General features: G+C 55.3%; 19 protein-coding genes. 12 read left to right on the forward strand and 7 right to left on the reverse strand.

Annotated features, from left to right (window positions below):
• Window positions 1-45: 45 nt before the first annotated feature.
• The 4 genes from mglA (at window position 46) to N7V53_RS08325 (ending at window position 3608) form a co-directional block, all read left to right on the forward strand.
• On the forward strand, window positions 46-1566 hold the full coding sequence (gene mglA, locus N7V53_RS08310; RefSeq protein WP_042715899.1) for a galactose/methyl galactoside ABC transporter ATP-binding protein MglA: 1521 nt from the start codon (window positions 46-48) through the stop codon (window positions 1564-1566).
• Window positions 1567-1581: 15 nt separating this feature from the next.
• Complete coding sequence (gene mglC, locus N7V53_RS08315; RefSeq protein ID WP_023479719.1) at window positions 1582-2592, forward strand: galactose/methyl galactoside ABC transporter permease MglC; 1011 nt, start codon at window positions 1582-1584, stop codon at window positions 2590-2592.
• A gap of 140 nt (window positions 2593-2732) precedes the next feature.
• Window positions 2733-2969: a bssS family protein gene (locus N7V53_RS08320; RefSeq protein WP_023479777.1), complete on the forward strand. Its 237-nt coding sequence runs from the start codon at window positions 2733-2735 to the stop codon at window positions 2967-2969.
• Window positions 2970-3182: 213 nt separating this feature from the next.
• Window positions 3183-3608: a hypothetical protein gene (locus N7V53_RS08325; protein ID WP_279793031.1), complete on the forward strand. Its 426-nt coding sequence runs from the start codon at window positions 3183-3185 to the stop codon at window positions 3606-3608.
• A gap of 9 nt (window positions 3609-3617) precedes the next feature.
• Here the strand turns inward: N7V53_RS08325 and sanA are convergent, their stop codons facing one another.
• The 4 genes from sanA to N7V53_RS08345 all read right to left on the reverse strand — a co-directional run bounded on the left by sanA (window position 3618) and on the right by N7V53_RS08345 (window position 6556).
• Window positions 3618-4331: an outer membrane permeability protein SanA gene (sanA, locus tag N7V53_RS08330; protein WP_023479806.1), complete on the reverse strand. Its 714-nt coding sequence runs from the start codon at window positions 4329-4331 to the stop codon at window positions 3618-3620.
• A 123-nt stretch (window positions 4332-4454) separates the two neighbouring features.
• Window positions 4455-5336, reverse strand: a complete 882-nt coding sequence (cdd, locus tag N7V53_RS08335) for a cytidine deaminase (protein WP_279793032.1) — start codon at window positions 5334-5336, stop codon at window positions 4455-4457.
• Between the two features lie 129 nt (window positions 5337-5465).
• A complete protein-coding gene (locus N7V53_RS08340; RefSeq protein ID WP_034812975.1) occupies window positions 5466-6161 on the reverse strand; it encodes a CidB/LrgB family autolysis modulator in 696 nt (231 codons plus the stop codon).
• Entirely contained in the window at window positions 6158-6556 is a 399-nt protein-coding gene (locus N7V53_RS08345; RefSeq protein ID WP_023479889.1) for a CidA/LrgA family protein, read from the reverse strand. Before N7V53_RS08345 ends, N7V53_RS08340 begins: the two co-directional genes overlap by 4 nt.
• A gap of 231 nt (window positions 6557-6787) precedes the next feature.
• On the opposite strand from N7V53_RS08345, the gene dusC reads away from it, so the two are divergent.
• The 6 genes from dusC to ascB all read left to right on the forward strand — a co-directional run bounded on the left by dusC (window position 6788) and on the right by ascB (window position 14540).
• Window positions 6788-7726, forward strand: coding sequence for a tRNA dihydrouridine(16) synthase DusC (gene dusC, locus N7V53_RS08350; protein ID WP_034812978.1), 939 nt, complete (start codon window positions 6788-6790; stop codon window positions 7724-7726).
• 327 nt (window positions 7727-8053) lie between these two features.
• Window positions 8054-9382 carry an OprD family outer membrane porin gene (locus N7V53_RS08355; RefSeq protein WP_023479718.1) on the forward strand — a complete coding sequence of 443 codons (1329 nt, stop codon included), beginning with the start codon at window positions 8054-8056 and terminating at the stop codon, window positions 9380-9382.
• An 11-nt stretch (window positions 9383-9393) separates the two neighbouring features.
• Window positions 9394-10266 (forward strand): 5'/3'-nucleotidase SurE, encoded by an 873-nt coding sequence (surE, locus tag N7V53_RS08360; RefSeq protein WP_279793033.1) that lies wholly within the window; start codon window positions 9394-9396, stop codon window positions 10264-10266.
• A gap of 56 nt (window positions 10267-10322) precedes the next feature.
• Window positions 10323-11156 (forward strand): transcriptional antiterminator BglG, encoded by an 834-nt coding sequence (gene bglG, locus N7V53_RS08365; protein WP_023479686.1) that lies wholly within the window; start codon window positions 10323-10325, stop codon window positions 11154-11156.
• A 117-nt stretch (window positions 11157-11273) separates the two neighbouring features.
• A complete protein-coding gene (gene bglF, locus N7V53_RS08370; RefSeq protein WP_279793034.1) occupies window positions 11274-13133 on the forward strand; it encodes a PTS beta-glucoside transporter subunit IIABC in 1860 nt (619 codons plus the stop codon).
• Window positions 13134-13148: 15 nt separating this feature from the next.
• Window positions 13149-14540 (forward strand): 6-phospho-beta-glucosidase, encoded by a 1392-nt coding sequence (gene ascB, locus N7V53_RS08375; RefSeq protein WP_279793035.1) that lies wholly within the window; start codon window positions 13149-13151, stop codon window positions 14538-14540.
• 16 nt (window positions 14541-14556) lie between these two features.
• Here the strand turns inward: ascB and N7V53_RS08380 are convergent, their stop codons facing one another.
• Window positions 14557-15471 carry a LysR family transcriptional regulator gene (locus N7V53_RS08380; protein ID WP_279793036.1) on the reverse strand — a complete coding sequence of 305 codons (915 nt, stop codon included), beginning with the start codon at window positions 15469-15471 and terminating at the stop codon, window positions 14557-14559.
• 120 nt (window positions 15472-15591) lie between these two features.
• Here N7V53_RS08380 and N7V53_RS08385 point away from each other — a divergent pair, with 120 nt between their 5' ends.
• On the forward strand, window positions 15592-16500 hold the full coding sequence (locus N7V53_RS08385; protein ID WP_279793182.1) for an MBL fold metallo-hydrolase: 909 nt from the start codon (window positions 15592-15594) through the stop codon (window positions 16498-16500).
• Between the two features lie 349 nt (window positions 16501-16849).
• Here the strand turns inward: N7V53_RS08385 and yohP are convergent, their stop codons facing one another.
• A complete protein-coding gene (yohP, locus tag N7V53_RS08390; protein ID WP_223284180.1) occupies window positions 16850-16954 on the reverse strand; it encodes a small membrane protein YohP in 105 nt (34 codons plus the stop codon).
• An 88-nt stretch (window positions 16955-17042) separates the two neighbouring features.
• Between yohP and N7V53_RS08395 the strand changes: the two genes are divergently transcribed.
• Window positions 17043-17816, forward strand: a complete 774-nt coding sequence (locus N7V53_RS08395) for an SDR family oxidoreductase (RefSeq protein ID WP_023479774.1) — start codon at window positions 17043-17045, stop codon at window positions 17814-17816.
• On the opposite strand, the gene N7V53_RS08400 is transcribed toward N7V53_RS08395, so the two are convergent.
• Window positions 17813-18397: a DedA family protein gene (locus N7V53_RS08400; RefSeq protein WP_034813043.1), complete on the reverse strand. Its 585-nt coding sequence runs from the start codon at window positions 18395-18397 to the stop codon at window positions 17813-17815. The two genes, N7V53_RS08395 and N7V53_RS08400, sit on opposite strands and share 4 nt — an antisense overlap.
• Window positions 18398-18499 lie beyond the last annotated feature (102 nt).

Below are 18499 nucleotides of genomic sequence, written 5' to 3' on the forward strand. Positions count from 1 at the left end.
ACGCCCTTTTATAAAAATGATATGCCAGGCCAACAAGGTAGAATTATGGTCAGCAATAATACTCAGTCGTCAGGTGAATTCTTGTTGGAAATGAGCAATATCAACAAGTCCTTTCCCGGCGTAAAGGCGCTCGATAATGTCAATTTAAAAGTCCGTCCTCACTCTATTCATGCATTGATGGGTGAAAACGGTGCGGGTAAATCGACATTATTAAAATGCCTTTTTGGGATCTACCAAAAAGATTCCGGCAGCATTCTATTTCAGGGTAAAGAGATCGATTTCCACTCCGCCAAAGAGGCGCTGGAAAACGGTATTTCGATGGTGCACCAGGAGTTGAACCTGGTATTACAGCGTTCGGTGATGGACAACATGTGGCTTGGGCGTTACCCGACCAAAGGCGTGTTTGTCGATCAGGATAAGATGTACCACGACACGAAAGCCATCTTTGATGAGCTGGATATTGATATTGATCCCCGTGCGCGTGTCGGGACATTATCCGTTTCCCAGATGCAGATGATCGAAATTGCGAAAGCATTCTCCTATGACGCCAAAATCGTCATTATGGATGAGCCGACCTCATCGCTGACCGAAAAAGAGGTCAACCATCTGTTTAAAATTATCCGCAAGCTGAAAGAGCGTGGCTGCGGCATTGTTTATATCTCGCACAAAATGGAAGAGATATTCCAGCTGTGCGATGAAATTACCGTGCTGCGCGATGGTCAGTGGATTGCTACCCAGCCGCTGGAAGGGCTGGATATGGATAAGATCATCGCCATGATGGTCGGCCGTTCCCTGAACCAGCGCTTCCCGGACAAGCACAACACGCCTGGCGAGACCATCCTGGAGGTGCGTAATCTCACCTCCCTGCGTCAGCCGTCGATTCGTGATGTGAGCTTTGATCTGCGCAAGGGCGAAATTCTCGGGATTGCCGGGCTGGTGGGCGCGAAGCGTACCGATATCGTGGAGACGCTGTTTGGTATCCGTGAAAAATCGGGCGGCACTATTAAGCTGCACGGTAAAGCGATTAATAACCATACCGCCAATGAAGCCATTAATAACGGCTTTGCGCTGGTCACCGAAGAGCGCCGCTCGACCGGTATTTATGCCTATTTAGATATTGGATTTAACTCATTAATCTCCAATATTCAGAACTACCGAAACAAAGTGGGCTTGCTGGATAATAGCCGCATGAAGAGCGATACCCAATGGGTTATTGACTCGATGCGGGTAAAAACGCCTGGCCACCGCACGCAGATTGGTTCCCTTTCCGGCGGTAATCAGCAGAAAGTGATTATTGGACGCTGGTTATTAACCCAGCCGGAAATTTTGATGCTTGATGAACCGACGCGCGGTATTGACGTGGGTGCGAAGTTTGAAATTTATCAGCTGATTGCTGAACTGGCGAAAAGAGAGAAGGGGATCATTATTATCTCCTCTGAAATGCCTGAGTTGTTAGGCATCACTGACCGTATTCTGGTAATGAGCAATGGCCTCGTCGCTGGAATTGTTGATACTAAAACGACAACGCAAAACGAAATTCTCCGTCTTGCGTCTTTGCACCTTTAAGATCAGGGGCTCCTCATGAGTGCGTTAAATAAAAAGACTTTTCTCACTTATCTGAAAGATGGCGGTATTTACGTCGTTCTTTTAGTGTTGCTGGCCATTATTATTTTCCAGGACCCTACGTTCTTAAGCCTGCTGAACCTAAGTAATATTCTGACCCAGTCTTCGGTGCGTATTATTATCGCGCTCGGCGTCGCGGGCCTGATTGTTACCCAGGGCACCGACCTCTCTGCCGGACGTCAGGTCGGGCTGGCGGCGGTAGTGGCGGCTACGCTGCTGCAATCGATGGAGAACGCCAACAAGGTGTTCCCGGAGATGGCAACAATGCCGATTATCGTCGTTGTGCTGATCGTCTGCGTTATCGGCGCGATTATCGGCCTGATCAACGGTATTATCATCGCTTACCTGAATGTAACGCCGTTTATCACCACGCTGGGCACGATGATTATCGTGTACGGTATCAACTCCCTGTACTACGACTTTGTCGGCGCGTCACCAATCTCGGGCTTCGACAGCGGCTTCTCCACCTTTACCCAGGGCTTTATTGCGCTCGGCAGCTTCCGCCTCTCTTACATCACCTTCTACGCGCTGATCGCCGTGGCGTTTGTCTGGGTGCTGTGGAACAAGACCCGCTTCGGTAAGAACATTTTCGCTATCGGCGGCAACCCGGAAGCGGCAAAAGTGTCTGGTGTGAACGTCGCGCTGAACTTGCTGATGATCTATGCCCTCTCCGGCGTCTTCTACGCCTTCGGCGGGCTGCTGGAAGCGGGGCGTATCGGCTCGGCGACCAACAACCTCGGCTTTATGTATGAGCTGGATGCGATTGCCGCGTGCGTGGTGGGCGGCGTCTCCTTCAGCGGCGGTGTCGGTACCGTGCTGGGCGTGGTAACCGGTGTGATCATCTTTACCGTGATCAACTACGGCCTGACCTATATCGGCATCAACCCTTACTGGCAGTACATCATCAAGGGCGGGATCATCATCTTCGCCGTGGCGCTGGACTCCCTGAAATACGCGCGTAAGAAGTAATCCTTCTGCGCTGCTCTCAAGCCCGCCCTGTGCGGGCTTTTTTATTGTTCTGCTATTAGAAAACTTCATCTATTCGACATGGAGAAATCCCGCGTCGCTGCTACGCTTTATGTAGTCCCAACGTTTATAAGGAGATTAGGATGAAGAATGAATTCGCTTTTCCGGCATTCCCCGTCACTGGATGGCAAGTGGGCGCGGTAGACAAGCAGCAGAGCATCGTTGTGAAGTTTGGTTACAGCACTTCGCCATATGGCCCGGGTGCATCGACTTTTGACTCGCAGTTTTTCAGCTTAACTCCCGATATGGTGCGCAGCCTGATCTACGATTTGCAGCGCAGCCTGACGGAGCATGAAATCGAGCACGAAAAAGTCGCCTGATTTTCCCCCCCTTTTGACCTCCGCAAAGGCACGTGTCATGCAGCTTACGCTGCGTTGTCCTGTGCCTTGTTTGTGCCTTGAAACCCCCGTCCTGCGCGCATCTTATTGAAGAACCGATCAAATTTAAGGGGATTCTGAAGGCCTTCATCGCAGCGGCTACATACGCTTAAAGGACAATCTTTGAGAGTTGTGATGGCAGCTCAAGGGGCGCTTATGAATTTTGTTTTTTTTAGAATTGACCACGCACCGCATGAAAAAACCAGTCAGGTGAATTTCGTTTTAAAAAATGTTGAACTGCTTCGTGATGGCGAAGTGATTGCCAAAGTCGGCGATCTCACCGTCACGTCGTTGCCGTTTTTCTACTTCTGCTCGGTGCAGACCGGGTTTCGCAAGATCGAGTACAGAATGGACAACAATCCGCCGGCACGGATCACCTGCAGCGCAGGGTATCTGAAAACGGGAGACTATCTGGTGAAGACGCCGGAAGGGGAGAGAGTGATGCAGTTTAACGCGCTGAACGGCACATGGACGCTGGAGAGAAACGCCTCCGCTGTTATTGACCACCAGGGCTTTATCGCCCGTGACTTCACGCTTCTCCGCCCGGTCAAAAGCAGTGGCCGCACGGTGCCATTCACGTAATCCGCTCTGTTACCTCTTTTTTTGCATATCGATTAACTGCTCGGCCGTGACCGCCGGGTAGCCCTGAGCATCTTCAGGCACTTCATGCATCGCAGGGATCGGCACTAAAGGCCCAAGGAAACGGGGTTCACGTTTAAACAGATAGAGATCTGCAATTGTGCCGAGCCGGGCGCCGAATTCGCGCGCCCGCACGCTCCACATATCTTTTGGTGACGGCACGGCATAACACTGCGCCTGAATGCCTAAGTGGCGGGCGATAAACAGCGCGCGTTCACAGTGGAAGCGCTGGGTGATGATAATGAAGTCGTTGGTGTCGAACACTTTGCGCGTGCGGACAATCGAGTCCAGCGTACGGAAACCGGCATAATCAAGGACGATATCCGCAGGATCAACGCCGCCAGCGATCAGATCTTTGCGCATCGTCACCGGCTCGTTATAGCTCTGCTGGGCGTTATCGCCGCTCAACAGCAGATAGTTCACCTTGCCGCTGTTATAGGCGTTAAGGGCACCCTGAATGCGGTAGCGGTAATATTGGTTGATCACACCGGTGCGGTAATATTTGGCAGTGCCAAGCACCACGCCGACCTGGCGCCAGGGGAGATCCTGCAGGTCGTCGTAGATATAGGGGGCGGTTTTCCAGCTCATCCAGCGATCGAGACCCAGCGCGGTTAACACCAGCAGACCAATGAGGACTATCAGGCTGTAAAAAACACGCTTTAACATGAAGCAGGCTCGGTAAGGGATTGAAATTGCACTCAGGCTACTTTACCCACACCGCAAGCGCAAGAAACGGCAGCTCAATCGCGCTGTTTTTCATCACTGCGGCCTTAACCGCAGTGATGCGCATCAGAGCGTTACGCGCTCAACCGCTTCGCAACCTAACGCACGCAGCGTTGCAGCTGTTGCATCCCACTGCGTTAACGGCGCGTCAGTGCGTTCCGCCAGCACGGCGCGCGTAATGTCCGGGTAGTCGAAACCGCTCAGGCTGAGCAGATTAAGCGCACCTTGCAGCGGCGGCAGCGTTGGGTTGAACGCCGCGTTCTCCGCATAACGTCCGCTGAAGATCTGCCCGTCGCGGCAGAGCAGGGCAACGCCGGAAGGTGATTGAGTATAAGGGGAGTGGCTCTGGCTGGCTGCGGCAATCGCGGCCTGGGTCAGCGCATCGCCGCGCGGGGCGAAGCCGTGATCCTGTTCGTCCATCAGCAGGGTTTTAATCTCCAGATCTTTCGGCCCAAAGGCATCCGGCAGGTAATCACCGAGCGTATGCGGCGCGCGGCCTGGCAGATTAATGCGCAGCGAAAGCCCGCTGTTGAGCTCATTCATAAACTGTCGGCAGTGGCCGCACGGCGTGTAGTTTACGGTGACCGATTCCAGTGCGGTCTCACCGCGCAGCCAGGCGTGGCTGATGGCGCTCTGCTCGGCGTGCACCGTCTGCTGCATAGTGGCACCGATAAACTCCATATTGGCGCCGAAATACCAGGTGCCGCTGACGCCGCGGGCAATCGCGCCGACATTGAAATGGGAGAGATCCGTGCGGGCGCAGGCGGCAGCGAGGGGCAGCAGCGCGAAGGCCAGTGCATCGGCATCGAGCTGGGTCGCGCTTTGCAACGTTGCCACCTGCTCCGCGCTCAGCATAGCGGGGAAGTGTTCATCCGCCAGCAGAGGCGCCAGCGCGGTCTGAAGTTCACCCGGCAGGCCGGAAAAAGCAGTGTGAAAACGAGAATGCATAGCAGTGCCTCATAGCAGTGTATTGGAGAGACAGTGTACGGGCCTGCTTCGCTTTTATATGTGACTCAAATCACACTATTTATGCAACGAATGAAACACATTAAAGAATTGCGCGACACATCGCAAATTTTAACCCCACAGCGCAATCAGCAGCGGAAAGAGGAACGGCGCGACAAGCGAGGTGATAATCCCGCAGATCACCAGCGCCAGCGAGCTGAAAGCGCCCTCCTGGTAATCCAGCTCCGCGCAGCGCGCGGTGCCCAGCGCGTGTGAAGCGGTGCCCATTGCCAGCCCGCGTGCCGATTTGGTCTTGATGCGCATCAGGTTGAGTAAGGTGTGCCCGAAGACCGCGCCAAGCACGCCGACAAAAATCACGCACACTGCGCTAATAGCTGGAATGCCGCCAATGCTGCCGCCTACCGCCATCGCAATCGGCGTGGTGACGGACTTCGGTAATATCGAGGCGGCAATCTCGGGCGTCGCTCCCATTAATAGTGCGATAAGCGTTCCGCTGATCATCGCCACCAGGCTGCCGATAAAGCAGATGGTAATAATCGATTTCCAGCGCGCGCGGATCTGGTGCAGCTGTTCATAAAGAGGAAACGCCAGCGCGACGACCGCGGGTTGCAGCAGATCGTTGAGCACTTTGCTGCCCTGAAAGTAGTGATCGTAGGGCGTGCCGGTCAGCAGCAGGAGGGGAATAATCACCACCATCGCTACCAGCAAAGGGTTAAGCAGCGCCAGCTTAAAGCGCGCGGCCAGTTTGCGGGCGGCGAAAAAGACCGCCAGTGTTAATGGCAGGGACCACCAGATATAGGCCATCACTCTTTTGTTTCCTCACGACCGGCTACTTTACGCTCGCCGTGTACCAGATGGGTACTCCAGCTCACCACCAAAAAGACCACCAGCGTGCTCACCGCGCAGGAGACCACAATCGGGCCGAACTGCGCGCGCAGCACGTCGTAATACTGCATGACGCCGACGCCGATAGGCACAAACAGCAGCGCCATGTAGCGAATAAGCAGAAAACAGCCGGGATTGACCCACTTCGCCGGCAGGATTTGCAGCGCCAGTAAAACAAACATAATCAGCATGCCAATAATGCTGCCCGGAATAGCGATCGGCAGCAGTGAGGCGACAAAAATACCCGCATATAAGCAGGCATAGATGAGTGCGAAGGCTCGCAGGTACTGCCAGATAGTTATCAGTGTCTTATTCATGGTGGAAATCCTTGCTGAAACGCATTCATCATACAATTAAAGCTAAAAACGTGCTACCGATCACATCATGAATTTTGAGCATACCAGACATTCCATTTGGTTAGATTATGGGTTCAAACCGGCCAGGCTGTGAAAAAAAGGGGCGCTAAGCCTTCAGCGCTCAATCATAATGGCACTTTCCTCCCTACCGGAGAGCGGCTACTATGTCGCCTCATTTTTTCGGGGTGATTTATGCGTGTATTACTGGCTCCAATGGAGGGCGTGCTTGATTCTCTGGTGCGCGAACTGCTGACTGACGTCAATGATTATGATCTCTGTATCACCGAGTTCCTGCGCGTGGTCGATCAGCTGCTGCCGGTAAAATCCTTCCATAAAATCTGCCCGGAATTGCAGCGCCAGAGCCGCACCTCCTCCGGCACGTTAGTGCGCATACAGCTGCTGGGTCAATATCCCGAGTGGCTGGCGGAAAATGCCGCCCGCGCGGTTGAACTTGGTTCTTGGGGCGTCGATCTTAACTGCGGTTGCCCGTCGAAACTGGTCAACGGCAGCGGCGGTGGAGCGACGTTACTCAAAGATCCGGAGCTGATTTATCGCGGTGCGAAAGCGATGCGTGAAGCGGTACCGTCGCATCTGCCGGTCACGGTGAAAATCCGTCTTGGCTGGGAGAACTCCGCCCGCCAGTTTGAAATTGCCGATGCGGTACAGCAGGCGGGTGCCAGCGAACTGACGGTGCATGGCCGCACGAAAGAGGATGGCTATAAAGCCGAGCGCATTAACTGGCAGGCGATCGGTGAGATCCGCCAGCGCCTTTCTATTCCGGTGATTGCCAACGGCGAAATCTGGGACTGGCAGAGCGCGCAGGCGTGCATGGCGGCGACCGGCTGCGATGCGGTGATGATTGGCCGCGGCGCACTCAATGTGCCAAACCTCAGCCGGGTAGTGAAATATAACGAGCCGCGTATGCCCTGGCCTGAAGTGGTTGCGCTGCTGGCGAAATACAGCCGGCTTGAGAAGCAGGGTGATACCGGTTTGTATCACGTCGCCCGCATTAAACAGTGGCTGGGCTACCTGCGCAAAGAGTACGCCGAAGCCAGCGAGCTATTTGCGGAAATTCGCACCTACAAAACTTCTCAGGATATTGCGGCGGCCATTGCGCGCGCTGAAATATAGGAACATGCAACGCTACGATGTAATTGCCTCAATTCGTAGCGTTATCTGAGTCACACTTTTACGCTCTTAACTAAATTGCTCGTAGATTATTTCCAAGTGAGATGGTATTTATTTACCCACACCATCGCAGGGTTGTTACTGTTAAACAGGCAAAACCTAAACCATCAAATTCACCGCTTGTGAATTTCGGGTTTGGGTTTTTTTGTTTTGATGGTGTGCATAAATAAAAGCTGTAAAGCAAATAACTATAAGGAATTGCCTGAGCCTTACGCGTTAGCACTTTTTTAACGCGGCAGTTGCGGTCAGCAATATAAAAATGGAATAGAAATGGCACATATTAAATTCGCCTTACCTTTGGCGTTCCTGTCAGGTATTAGTGGCACTTGCGCTTTTGCCAATAGTGAACTGCCCAACACTCAGGGTTTTATTGAAAATAGTAAGTTCGATGTCACGTTAAAAAATGTCTGGATGCTTAATACTAATAACCAGCTCTCAGAAGCCGGTATTGGTGACCAGAAAGCGTGGGCGCAGGGCGCGCTGCTTGATTATCAGAGCGGCTGGTACCGGGACGCTATCGGTATCGATGCCTCCTGGTACAGCGTAGTTAAGCTCTACGCGAATAAAGACTTTGCCGGGCGCGATCTGCTGCGTGATAACAACGGTCATGCGGAAGGGTTCAACAAAGTTGGGCAGCTTTACGCCAAGCTCAAATGGGAGGATGAGTACGCCTATGCCAGGCTCTACGCGGGCTGGAAGCAGCTTTATAAGTTCGGCACGCTCAGCGTCACGCGTAGCCGGGCCGCGCCAAGTTCGTGGCAGGGGGTAAGCCTCGAGAGCGGCCTGGGCGATCTTTCTGCCCGCGCCGCCTGGGTCACCCGTTTTTCAGAACGTGATGAACCGGAAAAGCGCCGCTTTTATACCTTAAAAACTAATAAGCCCATCGATCATATTGTTACCGGTGATATAAGCTGGAGCCCTGATAAAAATACACGCGTAAGCTGGCTGGCAGGTGAAAGTGATAATTATCTTTTCCGCCAGGGAATAGAGGCGCAATTTGCATTTCCGCTGGCCGAAAAAGAGTCGCTATTATTACGTAGCGCATGGTATTACAATCGCGGGCTGGCAGAGTGGGAAGGTGCTCGCGGATTTACGCATAGTGCGCAGCATATTTTCGCGCTGGTGGGCTATCAATATTACGCAATGGAGTCAGGTGTCGCCTGGTCAAAAACAAAAGCGCCGTTGGATAATGGCCTCGGGCAATTCTATTGGCACATGGGTAAAAATACCCGTGGCGCATTTAATAGCCCGGCGGATGGCGAAGGTAATGATTACGTCAATGATAATGAGCAGATGATTTATTGGTACGGTAAATATGTTCTCTCGCCGGAACTGACTACAGGTATTTTTGCTAATTATGGTTTTGGGGCGAAATATCAGGGCGTCAAATTAAATCAGTGGGAGTATGGCGGTTTTATTGCGTGGGCGCCGAAAGCGGTCTCTGGCTTATCGCTGTTTGCCGGCTTTGGTCCGAGCTACAGCTGGAAGCTGGTGAAGGGCAAACCCTGGCTGACGGACGATAAGCGCGATTTCCACCGCTCACATGGCCTCGGCGGCGGCATCACTATGGAATACAAATTTGGTCTGCATAATCAATAAGGAGCTTCACCGTGAATAAAACGTTACTGGCACTTTTGCTCACCGCACTCGCCTCCACCGGCGCTCATGCGGCTGAACGCGCAACGCGCATCTTACTGGTCAACGACGACGGCTGCGACTCCATCGGTACCATCTCCTTACAGGAAAAACTGGCCGCCAAAGGCTTTGATGTCTGGATGGTGGCACCCGCCACCAATCAGAGCGGGATTGGCTCGGCGATCACCTTCAAACCCAACAAAATCTTCGATGTGAAAAAGGTAGCGGAAAAACGCTACTGCTTCCCCGGCACGCCTGCGGATGCCATCGATTTTGGCCTGCTCGGTATTCTGAAAGAGAACCCGCCGGACCTGGTCATTTCCGGTGTTAACGATGGCCCGAATACCGGCGTGACGCAGCTTAACTCCGGCACCGTGGGCGCAGCGGTGCGCGCCGTGCGCTACGGCTACCCGGCGATTGCCGCCAGCATCGGATACCTGTTTACAGCAGAGGAGCAAAAAGCGGGCTGGCCGAGCACGCACAAATACTGGCCGGACTCGGTCGATTATGTGGTCTCGCTGGTCGATAAGCTTCAGGCAAAACGCCAGCCTGGACAGCCGCTGCTGCCAGCCGGATCCGGCCTGAGCATCAACTATCCCCCGCTGGCGAAAAGCGCGGTGAAGGGGGAGAAATTTATTGGCAACGAGGCCTTCCCCGAAGCACAGCACAGCTATGTGCTGCTGGAAGATGGCCGTGCGCAGCAGGTTATCAGTGAAAAGATAATGATGCCGAACAAGTCTGACACCGATACCGGCTGGCTCAACAAAGGCTATATCACCCTGACGGTGTTCGATGGCCAGTGGAATGCGCCGCAGTATGAAGCCCAGTATCAGGCTCTGTTCCGCTGATGGTGTCACACATCGGCGAGGCAGGTTTCTCTTCCGGTCTGGTTCCGGCGGGCGGCATGCGTATCGCCAAAATACTCAATAATAACGTCGCAGTGGTACTGGACGATCAGCAGCGTGAGCAGGTGGTGATGGGGCGCGGCATTGCCTTTCAGAAGCGTCCCGGCGATCGGCTCGACGAGGGTGCTATCGAAAAGGTCTTCGCCCTGCAAAGCGACGATCTGGTACGCCGCCTGGGCGAGCTGCTTAATCAGATCCCGCTGGAGGTGATGACCACCTGCGATCGCATTATCGCGCTGGCCAGCGATCGGCTGGGGAAGTTGCAGGAGAGCCTCTATATCACGCTCACCGATCACTGTTACTTCGCCATCGAGCGGCAGAAAAAAGGGCTGCTGATCCGCAACGGTTTGCTGTGGGAGATCAAGCGTCTCTACCCGAAGGAGTTTGCCCTTGGGCATGAGGCGCGAGAGATCATCGCCAGGCGACTCGGCGTGGCGTTGCCGGAAGATGAAGCGGGCTTTATTGCGCTGCATCTGGTGACGGCACAGCTAAACAGCGCGATGCCGGAGGTGATGCATATCACCCGTGCGATGCAGGAGATCCTGCATATCGTGCAGTATCAGTTAAAGCTGGAGTATGACGAAGAGGGGCTGAGCTATCAGCGTTTTGTTACCCATCTGAAGTTCTTCTCCCAGCGCATGCTGAACAGCACGGTGGTGGATGATGACGATCTCAGCCTCCATCAGGCGGTAAAAGATAACTATCCGCTGGCATGGAAGTGCGCCGAGAAAGTGGCGCTTCATCTGGCAACGACCTATCAGCGGCGGCTGACCACCGAAGAGACAATGTTTCTCGCGCTCCATATTGAGCGCGTGAGGAAAGAGCAGCGCTAACTGCACCTATGGGTTGTTACTGCATTAACGTGTGCAGGCAAAACCTGAGTCCGTCGCCGCAAGGTGGCGTGGCTCAGGTTTTTTTTTTACTCAGACACAAGAGGTAAGGACACAAGCATGGATTATCAAACGCTGGCGAACGTCATTCTCAGCCACGTTGGCGGCAAGGAGAACATCAGCAGCGTGGTGCATTGCGCTACGCGATTACGTTTTAAACTCAAAGAGATGCAGAAGGCCAATGCCGACGGGCTAAAAAAACAATCTGGCATCATTATGGTGGTGGAGAGCGGTGGACAGTTCCAGGTGGTGATCGGTAACGACGTGCACGACGTCTGGCTGGCGGTATGCAAAACGGCCGGAATAACAGAGGATGCGCCGGTCGCCGCAAGCGATGACAAAAGTTCACTCTTTAGCCGCCTGATCGACATTATTTCCGGCATTTTCACCCCCTTTATTGGCATCCTGGCCGCGTCCGGGATCCTGAAAGGCATTCTGGCGCTGGCGGTAGTCTGCAACTGGCTGACGCCAGAGAGCGGCACCTATAAAATCTGGTTTGCCGCCAGCGACGCGCTCTTCTTTTTCTTCCCGCTGGTGCTGGGTTATACCGCCGGGAAAAAATTTGGCGGCAACCCCTTCATCACCATGGCAATTGGCGGAGCGTTAACCCATCCGCTGATGATCGCCGCCTTTGACGCCGCGCAGATGAGCGGGGCGGCGAGCGAAACCTTCCTCGGCATTCCGGTCACTTTCCTCAACTACAGCGGCTCGGTGATCCCAATTATTCTCGCCTCATGGGTCAGCTGCTGGCTGGAAAAGCAGGGCAACCGCTTTTTGCACTCGGCCGTGAAAAACTTCTTCTCGCCGGTGCTCTGCATTGCCGTCACCGTACCGCTCACTTTTTTGATTATCGGCCCGGTCGCCACCTGGCTAAGCCAGGGGCTGGCAAACGGTTATCAGGCCATCTATACCCTCTCTCCCTGGCTTGCCGGTGGCGCGATGGGTGCACTGTGGCAGGTGTGCGTGATATTTGGTCTGCACTGGGGGTTAGTGCCGCTGATGATCAACAACATGGCCGTCTTTGGCCAGGACTCAATGTTGCCGATCCTGCTGCCTGCGGTACTTGGACAGGTGGGGGCCACGCTGGGTATTTTTCTGCGCAGCCGCGACAAGCAGCAAAAAACATTGGCAGGTTCCGCCGTGGCGGCGGGTATTTTCGGCATTACTGAACCGGCGGTTTATGGCTTAACCCTGCCGCTGCGCCGACCGTTTATTTTTGGTTGCCTGGGCGGTTCACTTGGTGGAGCGATTGTCGGTTTTAGCGGCACGCACACTTACTCCTTCGGCATGGCGAATGTTTTCTCCTTCGCACAGATGATCCCGCCCGGCGGCATTGATGCCACCTTGTGGGGCGGCATTGTCGGCAGCGCGGCATCCTTTATGCTGGCGTTACTGCTGACCTGCATTGCCGGGTTGCCGAAAGCGCCGGCAGCCGTAGCAGCTCCCGCGCCAAAACCCGCTGCTGATGGGATGACGCTGCTGGCACCGATGAGCGGCAGCGTACTGGCGCTGGATCAGGTGACGGATGCCACCTTCGCCAGCGGTGTGCTGGGGGATGGCGTGGCGATTATTCCAGTGGACTGCCGGGTGGTCGCACCGTTTGCCGGGGAGGTTGCCTCGCTGTTTGAAACCAAACATGCGATTGGGTTACTCAGCGACAGCGGAGTAGAGATGCTGATCCATGTCGGTATCGATACCGTCAAACTGGAGGGTAAACCCTTCACCGCGCATGTCAGCGTTGGCGACAAAGTACAGCCGGGCGATCTGCTGCTCGAATTCGATCGCGCCGCGATCCTCGAAGCCGGCTTCGATCTCGCCACGCCTATCATCATCAGCAACAGCGACAATTTTGCCGGTGTAAATAACGTGGCATCCACTTCTGTTCAGGCCGGGAAACCGCTTCTGGCGGTAGCCATTTAATCAAAGGAGTAGAGAATGAAAACATTTCCAGCGGGATTTTTATGGGGCGGTGCCATTGCCGCCAATCAGGTTGAAGGCGCGTGGCAGGAAGATGGCAAAGGCCCCTCGACATCCGATATGCAGCCGCATGGCGTCTTTGGCGGGCTTGTTGAGCGCAAAGAGGGCGACAGCGCGCTGAAGGATGTGGCGATCGACTTCTACCATCGCTACCCGGAAGATGTTGCCCTGTTTGCCGAAATGGGCTTTAACTGCCTGCGTGTCTCCATTGCCTGGACGCGTATCTTCCCGAACGGTGATGAGAGCACGCCGAATGAAGCAGGGCTGGCCTTTTATGACAATTTATTTGATGAGCTTGTGGAGCACGGCATCACGCCGCTGGTGACCTTATCCCACTACGAAATGCCGTGGGGGCTGGTAAAAGGCTACGGCGGCTGGGGAAGCCGTGAGACGATCCGCTGCTTTGAGCACTATGCCCGCACGGTCTTTACCCGCTACCAGACGAAAGTGAAGCTGTGGCTCACCTTCAATGAGATCAATATGTCGCTCCATGCGCCGATGACCGGCGTCGGGCTGCCAGACAGCAGCAGCAAAGCGGAAGTCTACCAGGCGATCCACCATCAGCTGGTGGCCAGCGCGCTGGTGGTTAAAGCGTGCCATGAAATTATCCCGGACGCCAAAATCGGCAATATGCTGCTTGGCGGGCTGATGTATCCGCTCAGCTGTAAACCGGAAGATGTGTTTGAGACATTGCAGCAGAACCGTAGCTGGGCCTTCTTTGGTGACGTGCAGTGCCGCGGGGCCTATCCCGGCTATATGCTGCGCTACTTCCGCGATAACGGCATTGAGATTGAGATCACCGAGGAGGATCGCGAGGCGCTGCGCACCACGGTCGATTTCATCTCCTTTAGCTACTACATGAGCGGCTGCGTCACCGCCGATGAAGCGCTGAACGAGAAGTTGCGCGGCAATATTCTTAGCATGGTGCCCAACCCTCATCTGCCGAGCTCCGAGTGGGGCTGGCAGATCGATCCGCTTGGCCTGCGCACGTTGCTGAATGTGATGTGGGATCGCTGGCAGAAGCCGCTGTTTATTGTCGAGAATGGGCTGGGCGCGAAAGATAAGGTCGAGGCGGACGGCAGCATTCATGATGATTACCGCATCGCCTACATGAATGACCATCTGCTGCAGGTACGCGAAGCGATTGAGGATGGCGTCGAGATGCTGGGCTACACCAGCTGGGGTCCTGTCGATCTGGTGAGCGCTTCGAAAGCGGAAATCTCTAAGCGCTACGGTTTTATCTACGTTGATCGCGAAGATGATGGTAGCGGCACGCTGGCGCGCAGCCGCAAGAAGAGCTTCTTCTGGTATCGCGACGTGATCGCCAGTAACGGCGCGAACCTGGAGTAAACGCTCTGGCAGAGCGTCAGACGATAAGCGCAGCGATAAAGGTTTTGAGCCACATCACCGCCGGATCGCTGCTGTGGCGCTGATGCCAGAGCATGGCCACTTCAATCGGCTCCGCGTCGAGCGGTAACGGGCTGCGCATCAATCCACGGGTGCGCTGCCACTCATCTGCCAGCCCGGCGGGCACCGTTGCCAGCGCGGGCATCGTCTCCAGCAAACCCGGCAGCGCGGCGAAGTGGGGCGTGGTGTAGTGGATCTGCCGTTGATAACCGCTTTTTGCCAGCAGGGTATCAAAATGGCTGCTGCTCGCTTCGCGATAGCTGACCATCAGATGTCGCTGCGCGGCAAAAGTCTCAACATCCAGCGGCGCGCTTAGCTTTAATTGCTGCGGATGCCAGAGCGTGGCAAACGGCATGGTGGTTAACACTTCGCGCTCCAGCCAGCGCGGCCCGGCGACGGCGACGCTGACCGCCATATCCATTTCGCCACCCTCAAGCCTGGCGGCATCGCTGAAGGGATCGCTTGCCACCACGTTCAGCCGGATGCCGGGCGCATGCTGCATCAGCGCCGGAATCAGCTTCGGCATCAACCATATCTCAACCCAGTCCGCCATGCCCAGCGTCAGCGTCGCCTTTGCGGTTTGCGCATCGAACGCCGCCTGTTGAAACAGCGCGCTCTGCAACTGCTCCAGCAGCGGCAGCAGTTCACTGTGCAGCTCGCTGGCACGGGCGGTGGGCTGCATTTTGTGACCGCTGCGGATAAACAGCGGATCGTCAAACAGCGTACGCAGGCGCGACAGCACGCCGCTCACCGCCGGCTGGCCCAGATGCAATTTATCCGCTGCCGCAGAGACGCTCTGCTCGCGATAAAGCACGGCAAAGGCGATCAGCAGGTTCAGATCGATCTTGCGGAAATCATTCTCTTTGATAGTCATTATTGCTCCAATCAATTGGAGTGATAGTAGCGGGCGCAGCATACTGGCGCAATGTAAAACAGGAGAGAAACAATGAAATATTATCCGCTACTGCTGGCGCTTACTGCCGCCGGCCTGACTATGCAACACGCTATCGCCACGCCGCTTTCCACGCAGCAGGCACAGGCACCGGGCTACTACCGAATGGCGCTGGGCGACTGGCAACTCACTGCCGTCTCGGATGGCACGGTCAAGGTGCCGCTGGACAAGCTGCTGATCAATATTACGCCGCAACGCTTAGAGACGCAGATGGCGCAGGCCAATATGGCGGTGCAGGCCGAAACCTCCATCAACGCCTTTGTCATCAACACCGGTAAGCAGTTGATTCTGGTCGATACAGGTGCCGGGGCGCTGATGGGCGATGCGGGCGGGCATCTGCCGGAGAATCTGCGCGCTGCGGGTATCGATCCTGCCGCCATTGACCTGGTGCTGCTCACCCATATTCATGGCGATCACTCCGGTGGCGTGCAGCGTGATGGCAAACCGGTGTTCCCGAATGCCACCGTGCGTGTTGACCAGCGCGATGTCGATCTGTGGCTCAATCCGAAGCGGGCGTCGGAGGTGGAGGAGGGGCAGCGCCACACCTTCGCCGAATCGGAACGCTCGCTTCGCCCGGTGATCGATGCCGGTAAGCTAAACACGTTCCGTGCGCCAACAGCGATCCTCCCCGGTATCGAGGCGATCCCAGCGGCGGGCCATACGCCGGGCAGCGTGATTTACCGCGTTACGCACGGCGGTAAAACCGTGATGCTGTGGGGCGACATTATTCACGCTCAGCCGGTGCAGTTGCCGGATCCCAAAGTGGCAATCCATTTTGACGTCGATAGTAGGCAGGCGGTGGCGACGCGCGAGAAGGTGCTGGCGCAGGTGGCGCGTGAAGGTGATTGGGTGGCGGCAGCGCATATCGCCTTCCCGGGGATTGGCAAAGTGATAAAAGCCGGGAACGGTTATCGCTGGGTGCCGATCAATTACAGCGCGAAGGGCGAGTAAAATTTGCAAAAGGCCGGACGTCCAGCGGGCCTCGATTTCCCAGGCCGGATAAGGCTTCGCCGCCATCCGGCGATGGCGTAATGCCTGATGGCGCTGCGCTTATCAGGCCTACAACAAAAAGCCCGGTGACGTAAACGCGCACAGGGCCTGGATTTCGTAGGCCGGATAAGGCTTCGCCGCCATCCGGCAATGTCGCAACGCCTGATGGCGCTTCGCTTATCAGGCCTACAACACCCGCATCATGCGTTTTATTCGGCAAAAGGCCCGGTGGCATCAACGCGCACCGGGCCTCAATTTATGGCTGTGTCTTGTAGGCCGGATAAGGCTTCGCCGCCATCCGGCAGGCCTCTTAGAAAATCATCTTAAAGACGCCGGTCACCACCAGCAGGCCAATCAGGAAAATAATCAGGATCGCCCAAAGTAAAAATTTCATCATTTTCGTCTTCCTTCTCATGTGTTAGTTACAGCAAGCCTAGTCAATCTCTCAACATTGCGCCTTTTTTCTATACTTAACTGCTTATTAAATAATCGGAGAGAAGCGCATGTCGGCAAACAAAGTAGCAATCGTCACCGCCGCAGACTCGGGCATCGGCAAGCAGAGCGCGCTGATGCTGGCAGAGCGGGGATTTGATATTGGCATTACCTGGCACTCGGATGAGCGCGGCGCGCAGGAGACGGCGCAAAAAGTGCAGGCTTTTGGCCGCCGGGCTGAGACTATCCAGCTCGATCTCAGCCATCTGCCGGAAGGCGCGCAGGCGATTGAAACCCTGATTGCCCGCTTCGGGCGTATCGACGCGCTGGTCAATAACGCTGGCGCCATGAGCAAAGCGCCATTTCTCGATCTCACCTTTGAAGACTGGCGCAGCATTTTCACCGTCGATGTCGATGGCGCGTTTCTCTGCTCGCAGATCGCCGCGCGGCATATGGTGAAGCAGGGGCAGGGCGGGCGCATCGTCAATATCACTTCCGTTCATGAGCACACGCCGCTGCCGGAAGCGAGCGCCTACACCGCGGCAAAACATGCGCTTGGTGGCCTGACCAAATCAATGGCGCTGGAGCTGGTGCCGCACAATATTCTGGTCAATGCCGTTGCGCCCGGCGCCATCGCCACGCCGATGAACAACATGAGCGATGACGATGCCAAACCCGGCTCGATGCCGAACATCCCGCTGGCGCGCCCGGGCACAACGCGGGAGATAGCCAGCATGGTCGCCTGGCTCTGCGCCGATGATGCCAGCTACACCACCGGGCAGTCGTTTATCATCGATGGCGGCTTTATGCTGGCAAACCCGCAGTTCAAACCGCAAAAAGCTTAGTTATCGCCTGGGTTCTCTTCACGCTTTTTCCTGCGGTGGCGAAACCACCACCGCAGGCAGAAGACCAGCGCAATGGCGATAACCACCCAGATCCAGCGCTTCGCATGCTGATCGAAGGACTCCAGCCACGGCGTAATCACTTCCCCGCCAACATAGCCCAGCGTGGTGAAGATCAGCGCCCAGATAAACGCACCTAAGATATTCAGAGGTAGAAAGATTTTCGGTTTTAAATGGCTGGTACCAATCAATATCGGCCCGATAATACGAAAGCCGTACATAAAGCGTGTACCAATCACGAACAGATAGGGGTGACGGCGAATAAGCGCCTGCGCCTGATGGATCTTGCCGCGGTAGCGGGTGAAGCGGCGCAAAATTTTAACGCCATAGCGGCGGCCAACAAAGTAGAGCAACTGATCGCCAATAATGCCCCCCAGGGCAACCGCGAGCACCACCAGCGGAAAGCGCAGCAGCCCCTGATGCACCGCCACACCGCCAAGCAGGGTGATGGTTTCGCCCTCGGCGAGGCTGCCGACCAGCAGCGCGGCGTAGCCATACTGGCTAATAAGCTGATTGATATCCAGTGTCATTACATCCTCCTGTAAAACGTCTTTAAGCATATACCTGCATCCGGCTTTGCGCTGCGTTCAATCATTTCGGCTTTTTTCCGGTGTACAAAAAATAAT

Origin of the sequence: Kosakonia sp. HypNH10, assembly GCF_029850615.1 — a bacterium.
In the GTDB taxonomy this organism is placed as follows: Bacteria; Pseudomonadota; Gammaproteobacteria; order Enterobacterales; family Enterobacteriaceae; genus Kosakonia; species Kosakonia cowanii.

Excerpts from the sequence above, each read along its gene's own strand:
- mglA (WP_042715899.1), top strand. The coding sequence starts at position 46 with ATGGTCAGCAATAATACTCAGTCGTCAGGTGAATTCTTGTTGGAAATG.
- mglC (WP_023479719.1), top strand. The coding sequence starts at position 1,582 with ATGAGTGCGTTAAATAAAAAGACTTTTCTCACTTATCTGAAAGATGGC.
- N7V53_RS08320 (WP_023479777.1), top strand. The coding sequence starts at position 2,733 with ATGAAGAATGAATTCGCTTTTCCGGCATTCCCCGTCACTGGATGGCAA.
- N7V53_RS08325 (WP_279793031.1), top strand. The coding sequence starts at position 3,183 with ATGAATTTTGTTTTTTTTAGAATTGACCACGCACCGCATGAAAAAACC.
- sanA (WP_023479806.1), bottom strand. The coding sequence starts at position 4,331 with ATGTTAAAGCGTGTTTTTTACAGCCTGATAGTCCTCATTGGTCTGCTG.
- cdd (WP_279793032.1), bottom strand. The coding sequence starts at position 5,336 with ATGCATTCTCGTTTTCACACTGCTTTTTCCGGCCTGCCGGGTGAACTT.
- N7V53_RS08345 (WP_023479889.1), bottom strand. The coding sequence starts at position 6,556 with ATGAATAAGACACTGATAACTATCTGGCAGTACCTGCGAGCCTTCGCA.
- dusC (WP_034812978.1), top strand. The coding sequence starts at position 6,788 with ATGCGTGTATTACTGGCTCCAATGGAGGGCGTGCTTGATTCTCTGGTG.
- N7V53_RS08355 (WP_023479718.1), top strand. The coding sequence starts at position 8,054 with ATGGCACATATTAAATTCGCCTTACCTTTGGCGTTCCTGTCAGGTATT.
- bglG (WP_023479686.1), top strand. The coding sequence starts at position 10,323 with ATGCGTATCGCCAAAATACTCAATAATAACGTCGCAGTGGTACTGGAC.
- bglF (WP_279793034.1), top strand. The coding sequence starts at position 11,274 with ATGGATTATCAAACGCTGGCGAACGTCATTCTCAGCCACGTTGGCGGC.
- ascB (WP_279793035.1), top strand. The coding sequence starts at position 13,149 with ATGAAAACATTTCCAGCGGGATTTTTATGGGGCGGTGCCATTGCCGCC.
- N7V53_RS08380 (WP_279793036.1), bottom strand. The coding sequence starts at position 15,471 with ATGACTATCAAAGAGAATGATTTCCGCAAGATCGATCTGAACCTGCTG.
- N7V53_RS08385 (WP_279793182.1), top strand. The coding sequence starts at position 15,592 with ATGCAACACGCTATCGCCACGCCGCTTTCCACGCAGCAGGCACAGGCA.
- yohP (WP_223284180.1), bottom strand. The coding sequence starts at position 16,954 with ATGAGAAGGAAGACGAAAATGATGAAATTTTTACTTTGGGCGATCCTG.
- N7V53_RS08395 (WP_023479774.1), top strand. The coding sequence starts at position 17,043 with ATGTCGGCAAACAAAGTAGCAATCGTCACCGCCGCAGACTCGGGCATC.